This is a genomic window from Paraburkholderia franconis (genome assembly GCF_009362735.1).
Taxonomy (GTDB): Bacteria; Pseudomonadota; Gammaproteobacteria; order Burkholderiales; family Burkholderiaceae; genus Paraburkholderia; species Paraburkholderia franconis.
This window is the reverse complement of the sequence record NZ_WHNP01000022.1, coordinates 52193-69409: the sequence shown is the minus strand read 5'-3', so window position 1 is coordinate 69409 and position 17217 is coordinate 52193. Positions and strand designations below refer to the sequence as shown.

Annotated in this window: 19 protein-coding genes and 2 pseudogenes; 15 read left to right on the top strand and 6 right to left on the bottom strand. The window is 63.2% G+C overall.

Annotated features, from left to right (window positions below; all coding sequences use genetic code 11):
* Window positions 1–7: 7 nt before the first annotated feature.
* Entirely contained in the window at window positions 8–394 is a 387-nt protein-coding gene (locus tag GCT13_RS23165; protein ID WP_152762010.1) for a DUF3331 domain-containing protein, read from the top strand.
* Between the two features lie 305 nt (window positions 395–699).
* On the opposite strand, the pseudogene GCT13_RS51245 reads toward GCT13_RS23165, so the two are convergent.
* Window positions 700–870: pseudogene (locus GCT13_RS51245) on the bottom strand (DUF4142 domain-containing protein); the annotation flags it as partial.
* Window positions 871–1188: 318 nt separating this feature from the next.
* Between GCT13_RS51245 and GCT13_RS23155 the strand changes: the two are divergent.
* Entirely contained in the window at window positions 1189–1752 is a 564-nt protein-coding gene (locus GCT13_RS23155) for a hemerythrin domain-containing protein (protein ID WP_152762008.1), read from the top strand.
* 38 nt (window positions 1753–1790) lie between these two features.
* On the opposite strand, the gene GCT13_RS23150 is transcribed toward GCT13_RS23155, so the two are convergent.
* Together GCT13_RS23150 and GCT13_RS23145 are read right to left on the bottom strand one after the other, a co-directional pair.
* Window positions 1791–2096 carry a hypothetical protein gene (locus GCT13_RS23150; protein WP_152762006.1) on the bottom strand — a complete coding sequence of 102 codons (306 nt, stop codon included), beginning with the start codon at window positions 2094–2096 and terminating at the stop codon, window positions 1791–1793.
* A gap of 48 nt (window positions 2097–2144) precedes the next feature.
* The gene (locus GCT13_RS23145) at window positions 2145–2450 is read right to left on the bottom strand and encodes a hypothetical protein (protein WP_152762004.1); all 306 of its coding nucleotides are present in this window, start codon (window positions 2448–2450) and stop codon (window positions 2145–2147) included.
* 219 nt (window positions 2451–2669) lie between these two features.
* Between GCT13_RS23145 and GCT13_RS48515 the strand changes: the two genes are divergently transcribed.
* Window positions 2670–2840, top strand: a complete 171-nt coding sequence (locus GCT13_RS48515) for a hypothetical protein (RefSeq protein ID WP_193727738.1) — start codon at window positions 2670–2672, stop codon at window positions 2838–2840.
* A gap of 176 nt (window positions 2841–3016) precedes the next feature.
* On the opposite strand, the gene GCT13_RS23135 is transcribed toward GCT13_RS48515, so the two are convergent.
* The gene (locus tag GCT13_RS23135; RefSeq protein WP_152762000.1) at window positions 3017–4408 is read right to left on the bottom strand and encodes an aminotransferase-like domain-containing protein; all 1392 of its coding nucleotides are present in this window, start codon (window positions 4406–4408) and stop codon (window positions 3017–3019) included.
* A gap of 384 nt (window positions 4409–4792) precedes the next feature.
* On the opposite strand from GCT13_RS23135, the gene GCT13_RS23130 reads away from it, so the two are divergent.
* From GCT13_RS23130 to GCT13_RS23080, 11 genes are all read left to right on the top strand, one after another.
* On the top strand, window positions 4793–5275 hold the full coding sequence (locus GCT13_RS23130; protein WP_152761998.1) for an MSMEG_0572/Sll0783 family nitrogen starvation response protein: 483 nt from the start codon (window positions 4793–4795) through the stop codon (window positions 5273–5275).
* 17 nt (window positions 5276–5292) lie between these two features.
* Entirely contained in the window at window positions 5293–6318 is a 1026-nt protein-coding gene (locus GCT13_RS23125) for a Nit6803 family nitrilase (protein WP_152761996.1), read from the top strand.
* Entirely contained in the window at window positions 6287–7420 is a 1134-nt protein-coding gene (locus GCT13_RS23120; protein ID WP_152761994.1) for an MSMEG_0568 family radical SAM protein, read from the top strand. Before GCT13_RS23125 ends, GCT13_RS23120 begins: the two co-directional genes overlap by 32 nt.
* A gap of 2 nt (window positions 7421–7422) precedes the next feature.
* Entirely contained in the window at window positions 7423–7986 is a 564-nt protein-coding gene (locus GCT13_RS23115) for an MSMEG_0567/Sll0786 family nitrogen starvation N-acetyltransferase (protein ID WP_152761992.1), read from the top strand.
* Window positions 7983–8969 (top strand): sll0787 family AIR synthase-like protein, encoded by a 987-nt coding sequence (locus tag GCT13_RS23110; RefSeq protein ID WP_152761990.1) that lies wholly within the window; start codon window positions 7983–7985, stop codon window positions 8967–8969. The genes GCT13_RS23115 and GCT13_RS23110 overlap by 4 nt, the downstream gene beginning before the upstream one ends.
* Before the next feature lie 52 nt (window positions 8970–9021).
* Window positions 9022–9306, top strand: a complete 285-nt coding sequence (locus GCT13_RS23105; protein WP_152761988.1) for an MSMEG_0570 family nitrogen starvation response protein — start codon at window positions 9022–9024, stop codon at window positions 9304–9306.
* A 66-nt stretch (window positions 9307–9372) separates the two neighbouring features.
* Window positions 9373–10665, top strand: coding sequence for an MSMEG_0569 family flavin-dependent oxidoreductase (locus GCT13_RS23100; RefSeq protein WP_152761986.1), 1293 nt, complete (start codon window positions 9373–9375; stop codon window positions 10663–10665).
* A 2-nt stretch (window positions 10666–10667) separates the two neighbouring features.
* Entirely contained in the window at window positions 10668–11483 is an 816-nt protein-coding gene (locus GCT13_RS23095) for a Pnap_2097 family protein (RefSeq protein ID WP_152761984.1), read from the top strand.
* Window positions 11480–13582, top strand: coding sequence for a methylmalonyl-CoA mutase (scpA, locus tag GCT13_RS23090; RefSeq protein WP_152761982.1), 2103 nt, complete (start codon window positions 11480–11482; stop codon window positions 13580–13582). The genes GCT13_RS23095 and scpA overlap by 4 nt, the downstream gene beginning before the upstream one ends.
* A 58-nt stretch (window positions 13583–13640) precedes the next feature.
* Entirely contained in the window at window positions 13641–13973 is a 333-nt protein-coding gene (locus GCT13_RS23085) for an ArsR/SmtB family transcription factor (RefSeq protein WP_087732560.1), read from the top strand.
* Window positions 13966–14442 carry an SRPBCC family protein gene (locus GCT13_RS23080; RefSeq protein ID WP_152761980.1) on the top strand — a complete coding sequence of 159 codons (477 nt, stop codon included), beginning with the start codon at window positions 13966–13968 and terminating at the stop codon, window positions 14440–14442. Before GCT13_RS23085 ends, GCT13_RS23080 begins: the two co-directional genes overlap by 8 nt.
* A 116-nt stretch (window positions 14443–14558) precedes the next feature.
* On the opposite strand, the gene GCT13_RS23075 is transcribed toward GCT13_RS23080, so the two are convergent.
* On the bottom strand, window positions 14559–15305 hold the full coding sequence (locus tag GCT13_RS23075) for an SDR family NAD(P)-dependent oxidoreductase (protein WP_152761978.1): 747 nt from the start codon (window positions 15303–15305) through the stop codon (window positions 14559–14561).
* 317 nt (window positions 15306–15622) lie between these two features.
* On the opposite strand from GCT13_RS23075, the gene GCT13_RS23070 reads away from it, so the two are divergent.
* Window positions 15623–16735 carry a porin gene (locus tag GCT13_RS23070; RefSeq protein ID WP_152761976.1) on the top strand — a complete coding sequence of 371 codons (1113 nt, stop codon included), beginning with the start codon at window positions 15623–15625 and terminating at the stop codon, window positions 16733–16735.
* A 48-nt stretch (window positions 16736–16783) separates the two neighbouring features.
* Here the strand turns inward: GCT13_RS23070 and GCT13_RS23065 are convergent.
* Window positions 16784–17185 (bottom strand): annotated as a pseudogene (locus tag GCT13_RS23065) (TIGR00366 family protein); the annotation flags it as partial.
* Between the last annotated feature and the right edge of the window lie 32 nt (window positions 17186–17217).

Below are 17217 nucleotides of genomic sequence, written 5' to 3'. Positions count from 1 at the left end.
GTCGAACATGAACGGCAGTGATCCGTGGTCTCAGATCGTCGGCTGGCTGCGCGGACAGGCTCCCGATATGCGGGAATCGCGCGAACTCTGTCGTCCGGCGCGGGCCCCGGTTGCGAATGCGTCATCGATCGATCGCATCGAGCGGCAGACTACGTCGACAATACTCGTTTCGTGGAGCGACTCGACGTTCGGCCGGTATCAGGATCAGATGTGGCGAGCAGGCTTTGCGCGCACGGCCGGCGTCTGCGGGCTGACGGGAGCGCCCGTACGGCGCGGCGACCCCGTATTCCGGCCGCTCGTTCGCGCGGGCGCGAAGCCGTTGAACGCGCTTGACATGATTCTCGCCGCCACGCTGCAAAGGGAGTGGCACGGCCCATCCGCCGACGGGCATTGAAGACGCGAATGCTAGGGCTGCATCATCGACGCCGTCGCTCCAGCATCGCGCACAACGTCACGCGTGCGAGGCGTTGTGCGTATCAGCGCCGAAAAATAGCGGATCGTCGCTTCGAACCCTTCATCCAGCGACGTATGCGGCTCCCACGCCAGCAATTGTCTTGCGCGGCCGATATCACTACGACACGCGAGTCGGCGAACGCGGCGTTCGGCTGTCGGGCGGAGAGCGGCAGCGCATCGCGATCGTGCATCGCCTGTCAACCGTCGTCGCGTCGCGACAGCTTCCTTGTGGCCTTCGAGGCCGACCTTCGTGATGTACGCCTCGCCGAATCCCTTGCTATTCAGTTTGCGCAGCGAGCCGACCAGTTCCGTGTCCGAGTTGTCCTTCGGTACCGTCACGCCGTGAGGCGCGGCCATTTTCAGTTGAACGGTCAGCTTGGCGTGATCGAGCATCATGTGATGCGCGAACGATTTCACGTCCTTGTCTTGCGAATGCTGAGTGGCGAGTTTGGCCACAGCGGGATGTTTTGTTCCTTTCCTTATCGTTCTCTGCCTGATGCGCCGTGTCAGCCGGTGAGTTTTTCTTGTGGTGTGTATCCTGTACGCGTGAATGGTCGGAGCCTTGTTTCATGATCTTCCTCTACAGTCGATGCGTAGTTCTGACCTTTCTGTGTCGCGCAATCACCGTACCCGTGCGCCTGGGGCGGCATCACGGCGACGCCCGGAATGGTGCTTGCTGAATCCGTGGATCGAAGCCCGTGTTTATCTATTAGGGAAATGTTCCGGGAGGCAATCATGAGCGAAGACGCAAACAAGGAACTCGCCGCCGAGGCCGCCGTGGAAAACGCGGCGCACGACGCGATCGAAGTGCTGAAGGCGGACCATCGCATTGCCGAGCAGCTCTTCGACGCATTCCACCAGACGGCGGACACCGACCACGAAGCAAAGCGCGCGCTCGTGCAGCGCGCATGCGAAGAGTTGACCGTTCATACGCTGATCGAGGAAGAGATTTTCTATCCCGCCGCATACAAGGCGCTGCAGCAGTCAGAGGAAATCGACGTGGACGAAGCCTGCGTCGAGCACTTCCTGATGAAGACGCTGGTCGCCAGATTCGAATCGCTGAAGCCTGGCGACCGCGGTTTCGACGCGACATTCGAAGTGTTGTCGGAGATCGTGCGTCATCACATCGAGGAAGAGGAATCCGTTCTGTTTCCCGAGTTGTTCAAGAGCGGTGTCGATCTTGTGAGGCTCGGCGAAGAAATAGCCACGCAAAAAGAAGTGTTGATGAAAAGACTGGAAGCGGCGGGCAGCAAGCTCGCCGGCGACGAAAGCTCCACGCTTGATCGCGAGGCGAAGTGACCGCGACGTGACGAGCGGCGCGAATGGATCGGAGTGCGTCATCGGCCGTCACGCGTGCTCGCCGCAAGCGCGGCTTCCACTGAAGGCATCTGCTCGTCGCTCGCGGTTACGCTAAGCGTGAACCTTGCGCCCGTATCGAAGTCTTTGAATCTGCGGTCGTATTCGTCAGGTTCCGAACGTCCCGTTTCGCAGTCGCCCGTCAGAAAGTTGCCGCGCACGCCGCCTGCTTCGTCGGCTTGCGACCACAGCGTCACGCAGTCGGGCGGCACGCCGCAGCGCAGTACGGCGTCGCGCGCCGCATTGGCTTCCGTCAAGGTTTCGATTACTCGGGCGATCACGGGCATCTCGGTTCTCCAATCGGTTTGCGTCCTGGTGGTCTACGTCCTGGTGGTCTATTGGCTGGCCCCGGAAGGCACGGCACTTGCACCCGCCGAAGGCGTGCTGGCGACGGGCGCCTCGCTCGATGGGGACGGCATGCTCGCCGCGGATGCGTTGCCGCTGGCGCCTTTGGCTGCCGCGCTTTGCCCCGGCGTGCCGCTCATGCCCGCCGTGTTGCTCATCACGCCGCTGCTGCCCGAGCCCATGCCGCTCGGGCCGCTATTGGCGTTTTTATCGTCGACTTTTTTGCAAGCGGCTGTGCCGAATGCAAACGCGGCCGCCGCGAGCGCGACAGAAAGATGACGCGCGATGAGTTTCATGTCCGAAGCTCCTTTGCGAACGGGTATCGCGTCTGACGACGTGCGCCCGTCCGTATATAGTCGGTGTAGCAACGCATATTCCAGCGTTCGCCCCGTCGCGGATGGTGCACATGGGCTCCTTGCGGCGACGTATTCGCCGCAAGGAGCGGGCCGCGTTCTTGCAGGTACGTGCGGGAACAGGTCGATCATCGGACTTCAATGACGTCAAGGAGCACTGCGATGAAAGTGAGAGTGACCAACGAGGGGGACACGCCCATCCGTCTGATCGTGGACGGCGACCCGATATTGGGCGAGACGATCGAGCCAGGGGCGGAAATGGTCGTCGACGGCGAGCTGGTCGAGATTCAGGATCTGGAGCCCGGCCAGGTCGTGCCCGAGGACGAAGAATGACGTGAGCGGTAGCCGCGCGCCCCATCGGGCCGGGCGGCATGCGGGCTCGCTTCCGCCCGGCGTATGTCGGGCCGCCGGTGCGCGAGTGTCGACGGAAGGCCGACGGGAGTGGCCGATCTCGACGTGCCCGGCGCTGTTTCACTAAACACGTCAGCGCCTTCGCTTTGCGAACGACGTCACATCATCGGCATATGCAGATGATGTGGATCGTTCAGCGTTTCCGCGACGCGTTGCAGCGCATCGCGGCAATCGTCCCTGTCCTGCGGACCACCGAGGCAGAGCCGGATCGCATTCGGCGGATTGCCGTCCGTCGAGAACGCAGCGCCCGCCACCGCTCCGACGCCCTGATTGCGCAGCTGCAATGCAAGCTCAGGCGCGCTCCAGTCGCACCGCGACGGAATCGGCAGCCACAGATGAAAGCCATTGCTCTGCACTTCGTAGCGCCAGTCGGCGAGTTCTTGCGACGCTATCGCCTGGCGCGCGTTGGCCTCCTTGCGGATCGCGTCGAGCATCTCGTGCGCGGTGCCGTCGTTGACCCATTGCGTTGCCAGCATCACGGTAAACGGACTCGGCATCACGGTCGTCGCGCGCAGCGCGCCCGCGACGCGTTGCGTTTGCCTCGCAGTCGGCGCGCGCAGATAGGCGACACGCAAGCCCGCGCCGAGCGTCTTCGAAAAGCCCGTCACGTACCACGTCAGTTCCGGCGCGAGCGCGGCCAGCGCAACAGGCTTGCTCGCCGGCAGCCAGCCATACGCATCGTCTTCGATGATGGATACGCTGTAGCGCAAGGCGACATCGGCAAGCGCTTCGCGCCGCTGCACGGAAAGCGTGAGCGTGCTGGGGTTCTGCAGCGTCGGGTTGCAATAGAACGCGCCGGGCTTTTCGCTCTTGCACAGTGCTTCGAATGCATGGGGCAGCGGGCCTTCGTCGTCGCGCGGCAACGGCTGCAAGCGCACGCCGAGTTGCGACGCGATCGCCTTGATGCCGGGATACGCGAGCGTATCGAGGCAAATGGTCTCGCCTGGTCTCGCAAGCTGCGAGACGAGCGCGACAAGCGCGCTATGAATGCCGGGGCACACCAGCACGTTGTCGTCTTCGCAATCGGGCAGCCTTTGCTTCAACCATGCGCGGCCCGCTGCACGATCATCGGGCGTGCCGCCGAAATCCTGATAGCGCAGCAGCCGATAGGGATCGGCGTGCGCCAAAAGACTCGCGGACGATTCCCTCAGCCGCGCCGCAAGCTCGGGTGGCTCGGGCGGCATGTTCATCGACATCTCGATGCTGCTGCCGCCGGCGAGCGGCAGCGTCTGCGTCCGTCCGCGCACGAACGTGCCGCTGCCTGCGCGCGCATCGAGCAAGCCGCGCTTGCGCGCTTCCGCGTAGGCGCGCGCAACCGTCGTGTAGTTCAATTGCAGGGCGCCTGCAAGGTCGCGCAACCCAGGCAGTCTGTCACGCGGGCGCAAACGTCCGCTCGCGAGATCTTCTTCGATCAGATCCGGTATCACGAGATACGCCGGTTTGCGGCTTTCAGTCAGCCGCTTGAGCCAGTGATGCGTGAGACTGTCCATGTCAAGAAATCCTGAATATGTGATTCAAAAGTAACACACAGTCCGCACAAAAAATAAACCGGTCTTCATTCAATTAAAAAGTTGATCGCATTGATTGGATGAATGCACGCTTGCGGGGTGCCACGCACCATACGCACGCAAGTACGCATTGTCATTGTGCGGGGACGGCATGCGCCCCTGAACCATAGACGCCGGGAAAGCCCCGCCAGTAAAGGCTCGCAAAAAAATATTCGGGTGCGCTCGAACAATCCTGGTTTGATTGATTGGAAGTTGATCGCATTAACCGGGCCGGACATTGGCATATGCGTTGCGTTAATCGGTTCGCCAATCCGGTTATTTCCGGTTGAGCAATCCGATCAATTACGCGACTTATTGGAGAGTGAAATGCCCGCCGTCAATCAACCTCTGCATCAGAAAGGCGACTATCTGGTCGACTACGAAGAGAAGGTCTTTCCCGACGTCAAGGCCGAACCCGGTGAGAAAGCACTCGTGACGTTTCATACGGTCGCATTCGAAGGATCGATCGGCTTCGTCAATCTGTTGCAGGCGACGCGGCTTCAGCGCAAGGGCTTCGATACGTCGGTGCTGCTCTATGGCCCCGGCGTCACACTCGGCTTGCAGCGCGGCTTTCCGACGCTCGGCGACGAAGCCTTCCCTGGCCATTTGAACTTCAACAAGCAGCTGATCAAGTTCATGGAAGAGGGCGGCAAGGTGTTCGCATGCCGCTTCGCATTGCAGGCGCTGTACGGTCACGGCGAGGCGTCGTTGATCGAAGGCATCCGGCCGATCAATCCGCTCGACGTATTGGACCTGCAGCTTCTCCATCGCAAGGAGAACGCGCTGATCATCCACACGTGGACCGTCTGAGCGCGCGGGTGCCCATCATGTCCGAGCAGCGAATCATCCGTGCAGCAGCGGTGCAGATTGCGCCGGAGTTCGAGCGTCCCGGCGGCACGCTCGACAAGGTATGCGCGGCCATCGACGAAGCGGCGGAGAAAGGCGTGCAACTGATCGTCTTTCCCGAGACGTTCGTGCCGTACTACCCGTACTTTTCGTTCGTGTGTCCGCCTGTCGCGTCGGGCGCCGAACACATGCAGCTCTATGAGCAGGCCGTCGTCGTGCCGGGCCCCGTCACGCAGGCCGTTGCCGAACGCGCGCGCCTTCATGCGATGGTCGTCGTGCTCGGCGTGAACGAACGCGATCACGGCAGCCTGTACAACACGCAGCTCGTGTTCGATGTCGACGGGCGTCTCGTGCTCAAGCGCCGCAAGATCACGCCGACGTTTCACGAGCGGATGATCTGGGGCCAAGGCGATGCGGCGGGGCTCAAGGTCGCGCACACGGGCATCGCGCGTGTCGGCGCGCTCGCGTGCTGGGAGCACTACAACCCGCTCGCGCGCTATGCGCTGATGACGCAGCACGAAGAGATCCATTGCAGCCAGTTTCCGGGCTCGCTCGTCGGGCCGATTTTCGCCGAGCAGATCGAGGTGACGATCCGTCATCACGCGCTCGAATCGGGCTGCTTCGTCGTCAACTCGACGGGCTGGCTCACCGACGCGCAGATCGAATCCGTGACGACGGACCCGAAGCTGCAAAAGGCGCTGCGCGGCGGCTGCATGACGGCGATCGTGTCGCCCGAAGGGCAGCATCTTGCCGCGCCGTTGCGCGAAGGCGAAGGGATGGTGGTCGCCGATCTCGACATGTCGCTGATCACGAAGCGCAAACGGATGATGGACTCGGTGGGTCACTACGCGCGCCCCGAGTTGCTGAGCCTTGCGATCAACGATCGCCCGGCGATGCCCGTCGCGCCGATGTCGACGTCATTCGAACGCGCGGGCGCAGACGCAGCAGCGCCCGAAATCATGAGTGGAGGTCAGGATGAATGCCAGCATGAACCTGTCGCCGGTTGAGCCGCGCACGCGGCGCCAGATGATGGAACTGCGCACGGAGTTGCAGTCAACCGGGCTGCGCCTCGTCGATCCGAACGCGGGCGCTGCAAGCCGGCGCGGCGGCGCGGGGCCGTCGGACCACAAGGCCGTGACCGTCGATGGCGTGACGATCATGGTGCCCGTGCACACCAGTTCCGCGTGGAATTCGCCGTTCGTCGCGGGCGTGCCGGACGAGTCGGGCGCGAGCGCGTTGATGCGCGGGACAATACCGATTACCAGCATCAACTTTCCGAAGGCGCCTCGCTTCACGCAACTGCAAACGCTCGATGGCGTGCCGTATTCGCACATCGCAACGCTGCACGGCACCGACGTGCTGGCGACGACCGTGCTGCAAACCTGCATCCGCTACGAAAGCCGCAAGAAGACGTGCAAGTTCTGCGCGATCGGCCAGTCGCTCGCGGCCGGCCGCACGATTGCGCGCAAGACGCCTGAGCAGCTTGCAGAGGTCGCGCGCGCGGCCGTGCTGCTCGACGGCGTGAAGCACATGGTCCTGACGACGGGCACGCCGCCAACATCGGATCGCGGCGCGCAGATCCTGTGCGAAAGGGCATTCGCGATCAAGGCTGCCGTCGATCTGCCCATTCAGGCGCAGTGCGAGCCGCCCGACGACGACGCCTGGTTCGAGCGCATGAAAGCGAGCGGCATCGATACGCTCGGCATGCATCTCGAAGTGGTGACGCCCGACGTGCGCGCGCGCGTGATGCCGGGCAAGGCGAGCGTGCCCGTATCGCGCTACATGGACGCGTTCAGGGCGGCCGTCGCGGTGTTCGGCAGAGGGCAGGTCAGCACATACATTCTTGCGGGCCTCGGCGATACCGCTGAAGCGATCCTGTCGATCTCGCGCGAACTGATCGACATCGGCGTGTATCCGTTCGTCGTGCCGTTCGTGCCGATTAGCGGCACGCCGCTCGAAGATCATCCTGCACCTTCGCCCGCGTTCATGAAGTCGATACTCGTGCCGCTCGGCGCGATGCTGCGCGATGCGCAGATGCGCTCCGCTGACATCAAGGCGGGCTGCGGCAAATGCGGCGCGTGTTCGTCGCTGGCATCGTACGAGGACTAGCCATGTTCTGCGAGACATTCGATCAGCTCGACGCATTGCCGCTCGCGTTCACGCCCGCCGAGTACCGCGTGAAGTGGGCGACGCTGCCGTGGGAAAGCAACGAAGCGTATGCGCTGCGGCGCGCGGTGTTCTGCGTCGAACAGGGCATTTTCGTCGGCGACGATCGTGACGAGATCGACCGCCATGCGAAGCTGCTCGTCGCGCTGAGCTGTATTGCGGGCGTGCCCGAACAGGTGGTCGGCACGGTGCGGATTCACGAGACGCAGCCGCGCACGTGGCTCGGCTCGCGTCTTGCCGTGCATGCGGCGTTTCGTGCGCACGGCAAGCTCGGTTCGACGCTGATCCGCCTTGCCGTCAGCAGTGCGCACGCGCTTGGGTGCGATACGTTTCTTGCGCATGTGCAGAGCCAGAACGTGCCGCTGTTCCGGCGGCTGCATTGGCAGACGGTCGCGGAAGAGACGCTGTTCGGCCGGTCTCATCATCTGATGGAGGCCGACCTTGCGCATTACCCGCCGTGCTTCACGCCGGAGAGCGGGTTCGTCACTTCGTCGCGAGGCCGCTCATGAGTCTGCATGCTCTCGTCGAACGTCTACGCGAAAGCCGCGGCTTTCGTCACAAGACGGATATTGCGGGCGTGGTCGCGTCGCTGGCTTCGCGTCTGCCGCGCGGCACGCGCGATCTCGCGCAAGCCGTCGCGGTGGGCGACGACTGCGCGGCGCTTGCCGATGGCGACGGCTACCTTCTGTTCGCGATCGAAGGGCTGGTCAGCGATTTCGTTCAATCGATGCCGTGGTTCGCGGGCTACAGCAGCGTGATGGTCAACGTCAGCGACGTGTATGCGATGGGCGGCCGCCCGCTCGCCGTCGTCGATGCGTTGTGGAGCGACGGGCTCGATTCGGCCGCGCAGATTCTCGCTGGCATCGCGGCGGCATCGAATGCGTATGGCGTGCCCGTCGTCGGCGGACATAGCAATGCGCGCAGCGCGCAGCCGCAGCTTGCGGTGTCGATCGTCGGCCGCGCGCGAGCGTTGCTGTCGAGCTTCAATGCGCGTCCCGGCGACAGCCTCGTGATGGCCGTCGATCTGCGAGGCCGTTTCGAGGACCCTTATCCGTTCTGGAATGCGTCCGTGGGCGCGCCCGCGCAACGTCTGCGCGACGATCTCGAACTGCTGCCGCTGCTCGCGGAAAGCGGCCTTTGCGACGCGGCGAAAGACATCAGCATGGCGGGCGTGCTCGGCACGTCGCTGATGCTGCTCGAATGCTCGGGCGTCGGCGCGCGCATCGATCTCGACGCGATTCCCCGGCCTCAAGGCGTCGATTTCGAACGCTGGCTCAGTGCGTTTCCGAGTTATGGCTTCGTGCTTGCCGTGCGCGACGAACATGTCGATGACGTACGCGCGCGCTTCGTGCAGCGCGGCCTCGCGTGCGCAACGATAGGCAACGTCGATGCGTCGCGCGAAGTGGTGCTCACTCAGCGGCACGAGTCGGCGCTGTTGTGGAGCTTCCACGACAGCCCATTTATCGGCGCGCCCGTGGAAGCGAAAACATGAGCCGCACGCCAGTGCGCGTTGTGCGCCGCATCTCTCACCCAAAGGACACGTAATGCCAGTCATGCACTTCAAGGTCCAGTGGCCGGACGGCACCGAGGCCAACTGCTATTCGCCTTCGACGGTGATACGCGAGTTCTTCGTCGCCGGGCAGTACTATGCGCTCGGCGATTTCGTCGAAAGAGCGCGTGAGGCGCTGCATTTCGGCTCCGAACGCGTGCGCGAGAAGTATGGTTTCGCGTGCTCGGCGGCGATGGATCAGCTCGCGCAGATCGAAGAGCAGGCACGGCGCTTCGTCACGGACCCGCAGGCCGAAGTGAAGATCGTCGAACTCTTGTGAACCCCGATGCAGGGCGCCGATGCAATCGGTCCGCCCCGCATGTCAGATCGAAAGCAGGAAAGAATCATGTCGAATGCAAACACCATCGCTCCCGATGCATCGAACGAAGTCCCGCACCGTACGGTTATCGTCGTGGGCGGCGGGCAGGCGGGACTGTCGATCAGCTATTACCTGAAAGAAGCGGGCATCGATCATCTCGTCATCGAGAAGCATACGGTGACGCACACGTGGCGCTCGCAGCGCTGGGACGCGTTCTGTCTCGTCACGCCGAACTGGCAATGCTCGCTGCCCGGCCATCCGTATCGCGGCGACGATCCGCACGGCTTCATGAAGAAGGACGAGATCATCGCGTATCTGGACGGCTTCATCACCATGGTCGATGCACCCGTGCTCGAGCATACCGAGGTCAGGCGGATGAAGCGTCGAGCGGATGGCCGTTACGCGCTGTCGACGACGAACGGCGAGTTCACGGCCGATCACGTGGTCGTCGCGTCGGGCGGTTATCACACGCCGATCGTGCCGCGCATGGCCGAGCGCTTGCCCGCAGGCATCGTGCAGTTGCAGTCGTCGCATTACCGCAATCCGCAGGCACTGCCGGATGGCGCGGTGCTCGTCGTGGGCTCGGGGCAGTCGGGCGCGCAGATCGCGGAAGACCTGCATCTGGCGGGTCGCCAAGTGTTTCTCGCAGTGGGCGAAGCGCCGCGTTGCGCGCGCTTCTATCGAGGCCGCGATGTCGTCGACTGGCTCGCGGATATGCGCTACTACGACATGCCCGTCGAGCAGCATCCGCTGCGCGAAGGCGTGCGCGACAACACGAATCACTACGTCACGGGCCGGGACGGCGGGCGCGATATCGATCTGCGGCGCTTCGCGCTCGACGGCATGGAACTGTATGGCCGGCTCGACGATCTGCGCGACGGCCGCCTGCAATTCGCGCCCAACCTGATCGCAAATCTGGATAGCGCCGACGATACGTACAACCGCATCAACGCGAGCATCGACGCATTTATCGACAAGCACGGAATCGACGCGCCTCGCGGCCAATCGTATGAACCCGTATGGCGGCCTGAAGGGGAACGCACGTCGCTCGATCTCGCGGAAAGCGGCATTACGTCGATCATCTGGTGCATCGGCTTTACGCCCGACTTCAGCTGGATCGATGCGCCCGTCTTCAACGGACGCGGCTATCCCGCGCATGTGCGCGGCGTCACGCCGCAAGCGGGCCTGTACTTCATCGGGCTGCCGTGGCTGCATACATGGGGATCGGGGCGCTTCTCGGGTGTTGCGCGCGATGCGGCGCATGTCGTCGGCACGATTCGCTCGGCGATCGAAACGACGTCGGCGAGTCTTGCGGCGTGAGCATGAACCACCGCTATTGCGCGGGCATGCCGCAACTGAGCTATACGGGCCTGTCGGAGAACTGGTTGCTCAAGGAATGCGGGCACCGGCATTGGGAAGCGCTCGCAGCTCACGCGAGCCGCGAGAGCATCGACTTTCACGACGACAACGGCGACCGTTCGTACGCCGCATTCACCGCGATCCGATTGCAGACGCGCGGCCTCGATTCGATAGCCGAAAACGACACGTTCGACATTTGCACCGCGTTGTGCAGAACGGGAGCAGTGCGCCATTTCAGCACGCATCGCATCGTGCGTGGCGATGCGCCCGTCGCTGAGATCGCGATGGCATCGGCGTTCGTCACGCGCGGCAAGGCGCGCAGCAATCGATCCGTCGCACGTTCGACGCTGGCGGCGTTGTCCGGCGAAGTGGTTTCAATGCCTGACCAGGCGCTTCAGATGGTGCAAATGAGCAAGCGGTTTCGCTGCGCCGATCACGCCGCAATGCCGGACCTTGGGCCTTCGAACGCCGAGCCCGTTGAATTTCTGCCTTGCCCCAACACCGATTTCAATGGCGCCGACTTTCTGTATTTCGCGAGCTTCCAGGCGTTCGTCGATCGCGCGGAATGGCAGCGTCACCGTTTCGACGAACCGCCTGTGCTCGCAAGCCGCTCGCTGTTCTATTACGGCAACGTCGATGTGGGCGACACGTTGAGCGTGCACGTAGTTGGCGAATCCGAAGACGAACGCGGTGTCAGGCACTGGACACAAGTACGGCGAAAGGGCGACGGAATGAAGATCGCCGACGTGGCGACGGAAAAGCACTGGAGGCGCCGATGAGCACGTTGCGTTCGCGCCGTCGTCGCGCTGTTTCACTCAAGTCCGTCTATTCGCGTGCGGATATCGAAGGCGTCGCGCACCTCGACAGCATGCCGGGCGAAGCGCCTTTTGTGCGCGGACCGTTTGCGTCGATGTACACCGAAAAGCCGTGGACGATACGACAGTACGCGGGCTATGCGCAGGCCGCCGATTCGAACCTCGCGTTTCGCACCGCATTGGCCGAGGGGGCGCAGGGTTTGTCGATAGCATTCGATCTGCCGACGCAGCGCGGCTACGATTCGAACGACCCGCGCGTGAGCGCCGATGTCGGCATGACGGGTGTCGCGATCGATACCGTCGAGGACATGAAGCGCCTGTTCGACGGCATCGCGCTCGACAAGGTGTCCGTGTCGATGACGATGAACGGCGCGGTTTTGCCCGTGCTCGGCGCGTTCATCGTCGCGGCGGAGGAGACCGGCGTGCAGCCATCGCAACTGAGAGGCACGATTCAGAACGACATTCTGAAAGAGTTCATGGTGCGCAACACCTGCATCTTCGCGCCGGAACCTTCGTTGCGTATTGCCGCCGATGTCGTCGCGTATCTTGCGGGCGCCGTGCCGCGCTTCAATGCGTTGTCGGTGTCCGGCTATCACTTTCAGGAAGCGGGCGCGGACCCCGTGCTCGAACTCGCGCTGACGATGGCCAATGCCCGCACCTACGTCGATGCGCTCGTCGGGCGCGGCATGCCGGCAGACGATGTGTGCGAGCGCATGAGTTTTTTCTTCGGTGTCGGCATGGATTTCTATGTCGAAGTCGCCAAGCTGAGAGCCGCGCGGCTTCTGTGGTCGCAGATCGCGATGCAACGCGGCGCGACTTCGAACAGGGCACGCGCGCTGCGCATGCACTGTCAGACATCGGGCTGGTCGCTGACTGCACAAAAGCCGATGAACAACATCGTGCGGACGACCGTCGAAGCGCTCGCCGCGATCTTCGGCGGCACGCAGTCGCTGCACACCAATGCGTATGACGAGGCGCTGGCGTTGCCGTCCGCGTCGTCGGCGCGTCTTGCGCGCGATACGCAACTGGTGCTTCAGCACGAGACGGGCGTTGGCGACGTCGTCGACCCGTGGGCGGGATCGTACACGATGGAAGCGCTGACAGCCGACATCGTGAGCCGTGCGCGCGCGTTGCTCGCTGAGGTCGATGCGCGTGGCGGCATCGTCGAGACGATACGTTCGGGCTGGATCAGCGAGCAGATACGCGAATCGGCGCTGGCCGTTCAGGCGGAGATCGAAGGCGGTCAGCGTGCGATCGTGGGCGTCAATTGTTTCGTCGTGCCGGACGACGAAGACGAACACGTTGCGTGTCGAGCGCTGGACGCAAGAGAAATTCGACGACAGCAGGCGCTGCGGATTACGCACGTGCAATCGACGCGCGACGCACAACGTGTTCGCGAGACGCTCGACGCGCTCACAAGGGCGACGCGGGACGGCGAGGGCAATCTGCTTGAACTGACGATCGAATGCATGCGGGCGCGCGCAACCGTCGGCGAATGCACGCAGGCGCTGGAAGCGGTATGGCCGCGATATTCCGTCAATCTGCAAGCCACGCGCGGAACGTATCGGGACACGCTTTCGGATGACCCAGGCTGGCAAGACGCTTGCGATGCAGTCTCGCGCGCAACGGCAGCACGTGGCCGCCCTCCGCGAATCCTGATCGCCAAGCTCGGTCAGGATGGACACGACCGCGGCGCTCAGGTTGTCGCGAGTGCATTGATGGATGCGGGCTTTGAAGTCACATTGGGCGAGTTGTTCGCGACAGCAGCCGACGTTTGCGAGCATGTGAAGCTGAACGACGTGGATGTCATCGGACTGTCCTGCCTGTCCGGCTCGCACGTCGAGCTTGCCACGGCCCTGATTGAGGAACTGCGGACGCAGGGACTCGACATTGCCGTTGTGATGGGCGGAAACATGGACCCCATCTGCGAGAGCGCGCTGAAATCTCTTGGCGTGGCCGAATGCTTTTCGACGGGGAGCAGTGTGCGGGAAATTGTGGCGAGACTCGCACGTCTGTTCGTTGACGTTTCGCACGCGGACTGCCAATCGCAAATGACCGCTTGACATGCAAGCAATCGCTTGCCTAATATTCATGCAAGAGATCACTTGCATATCGCCGTTCATGGCCGAGCGCCCGGATGACAACCTGCTGTTCAAAGCCCTCGCCGATCCCAGCCGGCGCAAGCTGCTGGACTTGCTGCACGCGCACGACGGCCGCACGCTCAACGACTTGTGCGAGCACATGGACATGACGCGGCAGGGCGTCACGCAGCATCTGGATTTGCTGGAGGCGGCGAACCTGGTCGCCACCGTGCGGCGCGGGCGCGAAAAGCTGCACTTCCTCAATCCGGTGCCGCTACAGGAAATCTACGAGCGCTGGATTGCCAAGTTTGAGAAGCCGCGCCTCAAGGCGCTTTCGAAACTGAAGCGACGTCTGGAGAAAGGCAATGACTAGATCGACCTTTGTCTACGTGACCTACATCCGCACCACGCCGGAAAAGCTGTGGTCGGCGCTGACCGATGCGGAGTTCATGAAGCAGTACTGGTTCGGCATGCACTGCGAAAGCGAGTGGAAGGCGGGATCGGCGTGGAAGCTGGTGTCCAGCGAGGGGCAGCTCTTCGATGCCGGCGAGATCGTCGAGGCCGAGCCGCCTCGGCGTCTCGTGATCCGCTGGCAACACGAGAACAAGCCCGAGCTGAAAGCCGAAGGCGCGTCGCTGTGCACGATGGAACTGGAACCCAGCGGATCGGCCGTCAAGCTCTCGATCACGCACACGATCGAGCGCGAAGCGTCGAAGCTCATCGACGCGGTGTCCGGCGGATGGCCGAAGGTCATTTCCAATCTCAAGTCGCTGCTGGAGACGGGCTCCATCGCTCTGCAGGAACCCTATCCTGCTGCAAGCGCGTGCGAGAGAAAGGCGTAAGCACATTGCTGCACGAAAGTGGGCGCGACGCCCGCTCGCGCATCAGCACTTGCGCGCGAGCGTTGCGGCCACGACGGTTATACGTAGCGGCAATACGAAGTGACGATGCGAAGCGGCTATATGAAACTTATCCCGCCGTTGACAGGAATCGTTTGGCCCGTGACGAACGCGTTGCCGACGAGCATGAGCACGACATCCGCGACCTCGCTCGCTTCGCCGAGGCGCCCGACGGGCAGCCGCTCCGCGACATTGGACGCCTTGAGCGGCCCGGCCATTTCGGTGTCGATGGGTCCTGGCGCAACGGCGTTGACGGTGATCCCTTCGCGCGCGAGGCGTGCCGCATAGCCGCGCGTGAGGCCTTCGAGGCCGGCTTTCGACGTGTTGTAGTGAATGCCGATCAGGCCCGCGCCGCGCGCGGCAGCCGACGACAGGTTGACGATGCGGCCCCAGCGTTTCGCCCGCATGCCGTGCAACACGGCTTGCGTGCAGAGAAACGCCGACTTCAGATTGACGGCGAGCGTTCGATCGAATTCCGCTTCTGTGAGAGCGTCGATGTCGACGATCGTCGCGGTGCCCGCGTTGTTCACGAGCACATCGACGGCGCCGAGGCGGCTTTCCACTTCCTGAATCATCGCTTTGACTTCATCCGCGACCGATACGTCGGCGCGTACCGCGATCGCGCGGCCTCCGGCGCGCTCGATTTCCGCGACGACGTCAGCGGCTTCGTTTTCACGTTGCCGGTAGTTGACGGCGACGGCGGCCCCAGCTGAGGCAAGCGCGATCGAAATGGCGCGTCCGATTCCGCGCGAGCCGCCTGTGACGAGGGCGACGCGCTCGTTCAGGCTGGGCGAATGAGCGGGCATGAGGAACTCCTCTTTCTTGCGGGATGGCCATTCCTAGTTTGCCCCTTTCGTAGCGATTTCGCCGGCGAGTCGCACGGATGCATTCATCGAGCTTTCGGCTGTCGTGTGATCAACGCGATATCGCTCTCGCCATCAAGTTCCGCGCCGACCTTTCGCCAGGAAGGCGACGGCGACAACTAACGCCGCACCCGTCTCGCGATCGACGTCGAATCGGGACCCTCGTCGGCGGTAATGCTCCGGCTCTGGCACGCTATGCCGCCAGTTACCAGGGCAACGCGGGGCATCGCAGGGCATCGCAAGACACCGGAGAAAGTCGGATGAAACAAATAAAAATTTCGCTATGGGTCGGCGCGATCGCTTTGTCATCTCCGGCGGCCGCGTCGGCGCAAAGCAGCGTGACGCTGACGGGCATGATCGACGCGGGCGTCACCTACGTGAACAACCAGCACGGCGGCGCGGTGACGCTGTTCGACAGCGGTGTGTACGCGCCGAACCTGTTGACCTTCAAGGGCGCCGAAGACCTCGGCGGCGGCAACAAGGCGGTGTTCGAGCTGACGTCGCAATTCGATCTCGGCAACGGCTCGACGATTCCGGGCGCAAATCAGCTCTTCAATCGCACTGCATTCGTCGGCCTGTCGAACGATCGCTTCGGCACGTTGACGTTCGGCAGCCAGTACGACTTCATGTTCGATTCGCTGACGCTCGGGCTCTTCGACGGCGCGTTTCTTGCGGGTGGCATTTACGACTTCCGGCAAGGGCCGTTCACGGCGCTCGGCGTGCCGAACAACCCCACGGGCTCATTCGATTTCGACCGGATGGCGGGCGCGACGCGCGTGCCGAACTCGGTCAAGTACCGCAGCCCCGTCATCTCCGGATTGCGGTTCGGCGCGTTGTATGGATTCGGCGGCGTGCCGGGCTCGTTCTCGGCGGATTCGACGATGAGCTTCGGCCTCAACTACGCGAACGGTCCGCTCGGCTTGGGGGCCGCGTATGTCGAGGTCAAGTATCCGCAGCTCCGCAACGGCCACGACGGTATCCGCAACTTCGGCTTCGGCGCGCACTATCAGTTCGGCAGCGTGCTCGGGATGCTGCTGTACACGAACACGAAGAACACGGCGACGGGCGCGCAGATCGACGTGTACAAGACGGGCGCGCAGTGGGAGATCGGCGGGCCGTGGTCGGCGGGTCTCGACTACACGTTCATGCACGGCAACGAGACGCTCGATCACAATCGCGCGCATCAGATCAGCGGCGCGCTCCAGTATCACCTGTCGAAGCGCACGTTCGTCTATGGGCAGGCGATCTATCAGCGGGCGAGCGGCGACAACGCGGTGACACAGGCATGGATCAACGCACTGCTGCAACCGGGCGCCGCAGCAAGCAACCGTTCGCAGACGCTCGCGCGCATCGGGGTATCGACGCGCTTTTAGCGAATCAGACGCGCGCCGCGAACGGTCGTCATCTGGACGTTGGAAGGCTTACAGCACGAGCCACAGCGCAACCGCATAGATCACGAGCGAGACAGCAAACGTGACGGCCGTATAGCCCATCACGCGCTGAATCCGGATACCGGCAATCGCGACGATCGGCACGGCCCAGAACGGCTGCAGCATGTTCGAGACGTTCTCCGCCATCGCGACGCCCATCGCGGTGCGCGACACCGACGCATGCAGGCTCATCGCCGCAGGCAGCACGAACGGCCCCTGCACGGCCCAGTGACCACCCGCGCTCGGCACCAGCAGCGTGATGATCAGCGAGCTCAGAAAACTCCACATCGGCAGCATCGCAGGCGAGGCGATCGTCACGAACGATTTCGCGATCATCGAAGCGAGCCCGGTGCTCTTCATGATGCCGCCATAGACGGGATATTGCAGCAGCCCCGAAGGCGCTGAAAGCCTTCTTCGCCACGTCG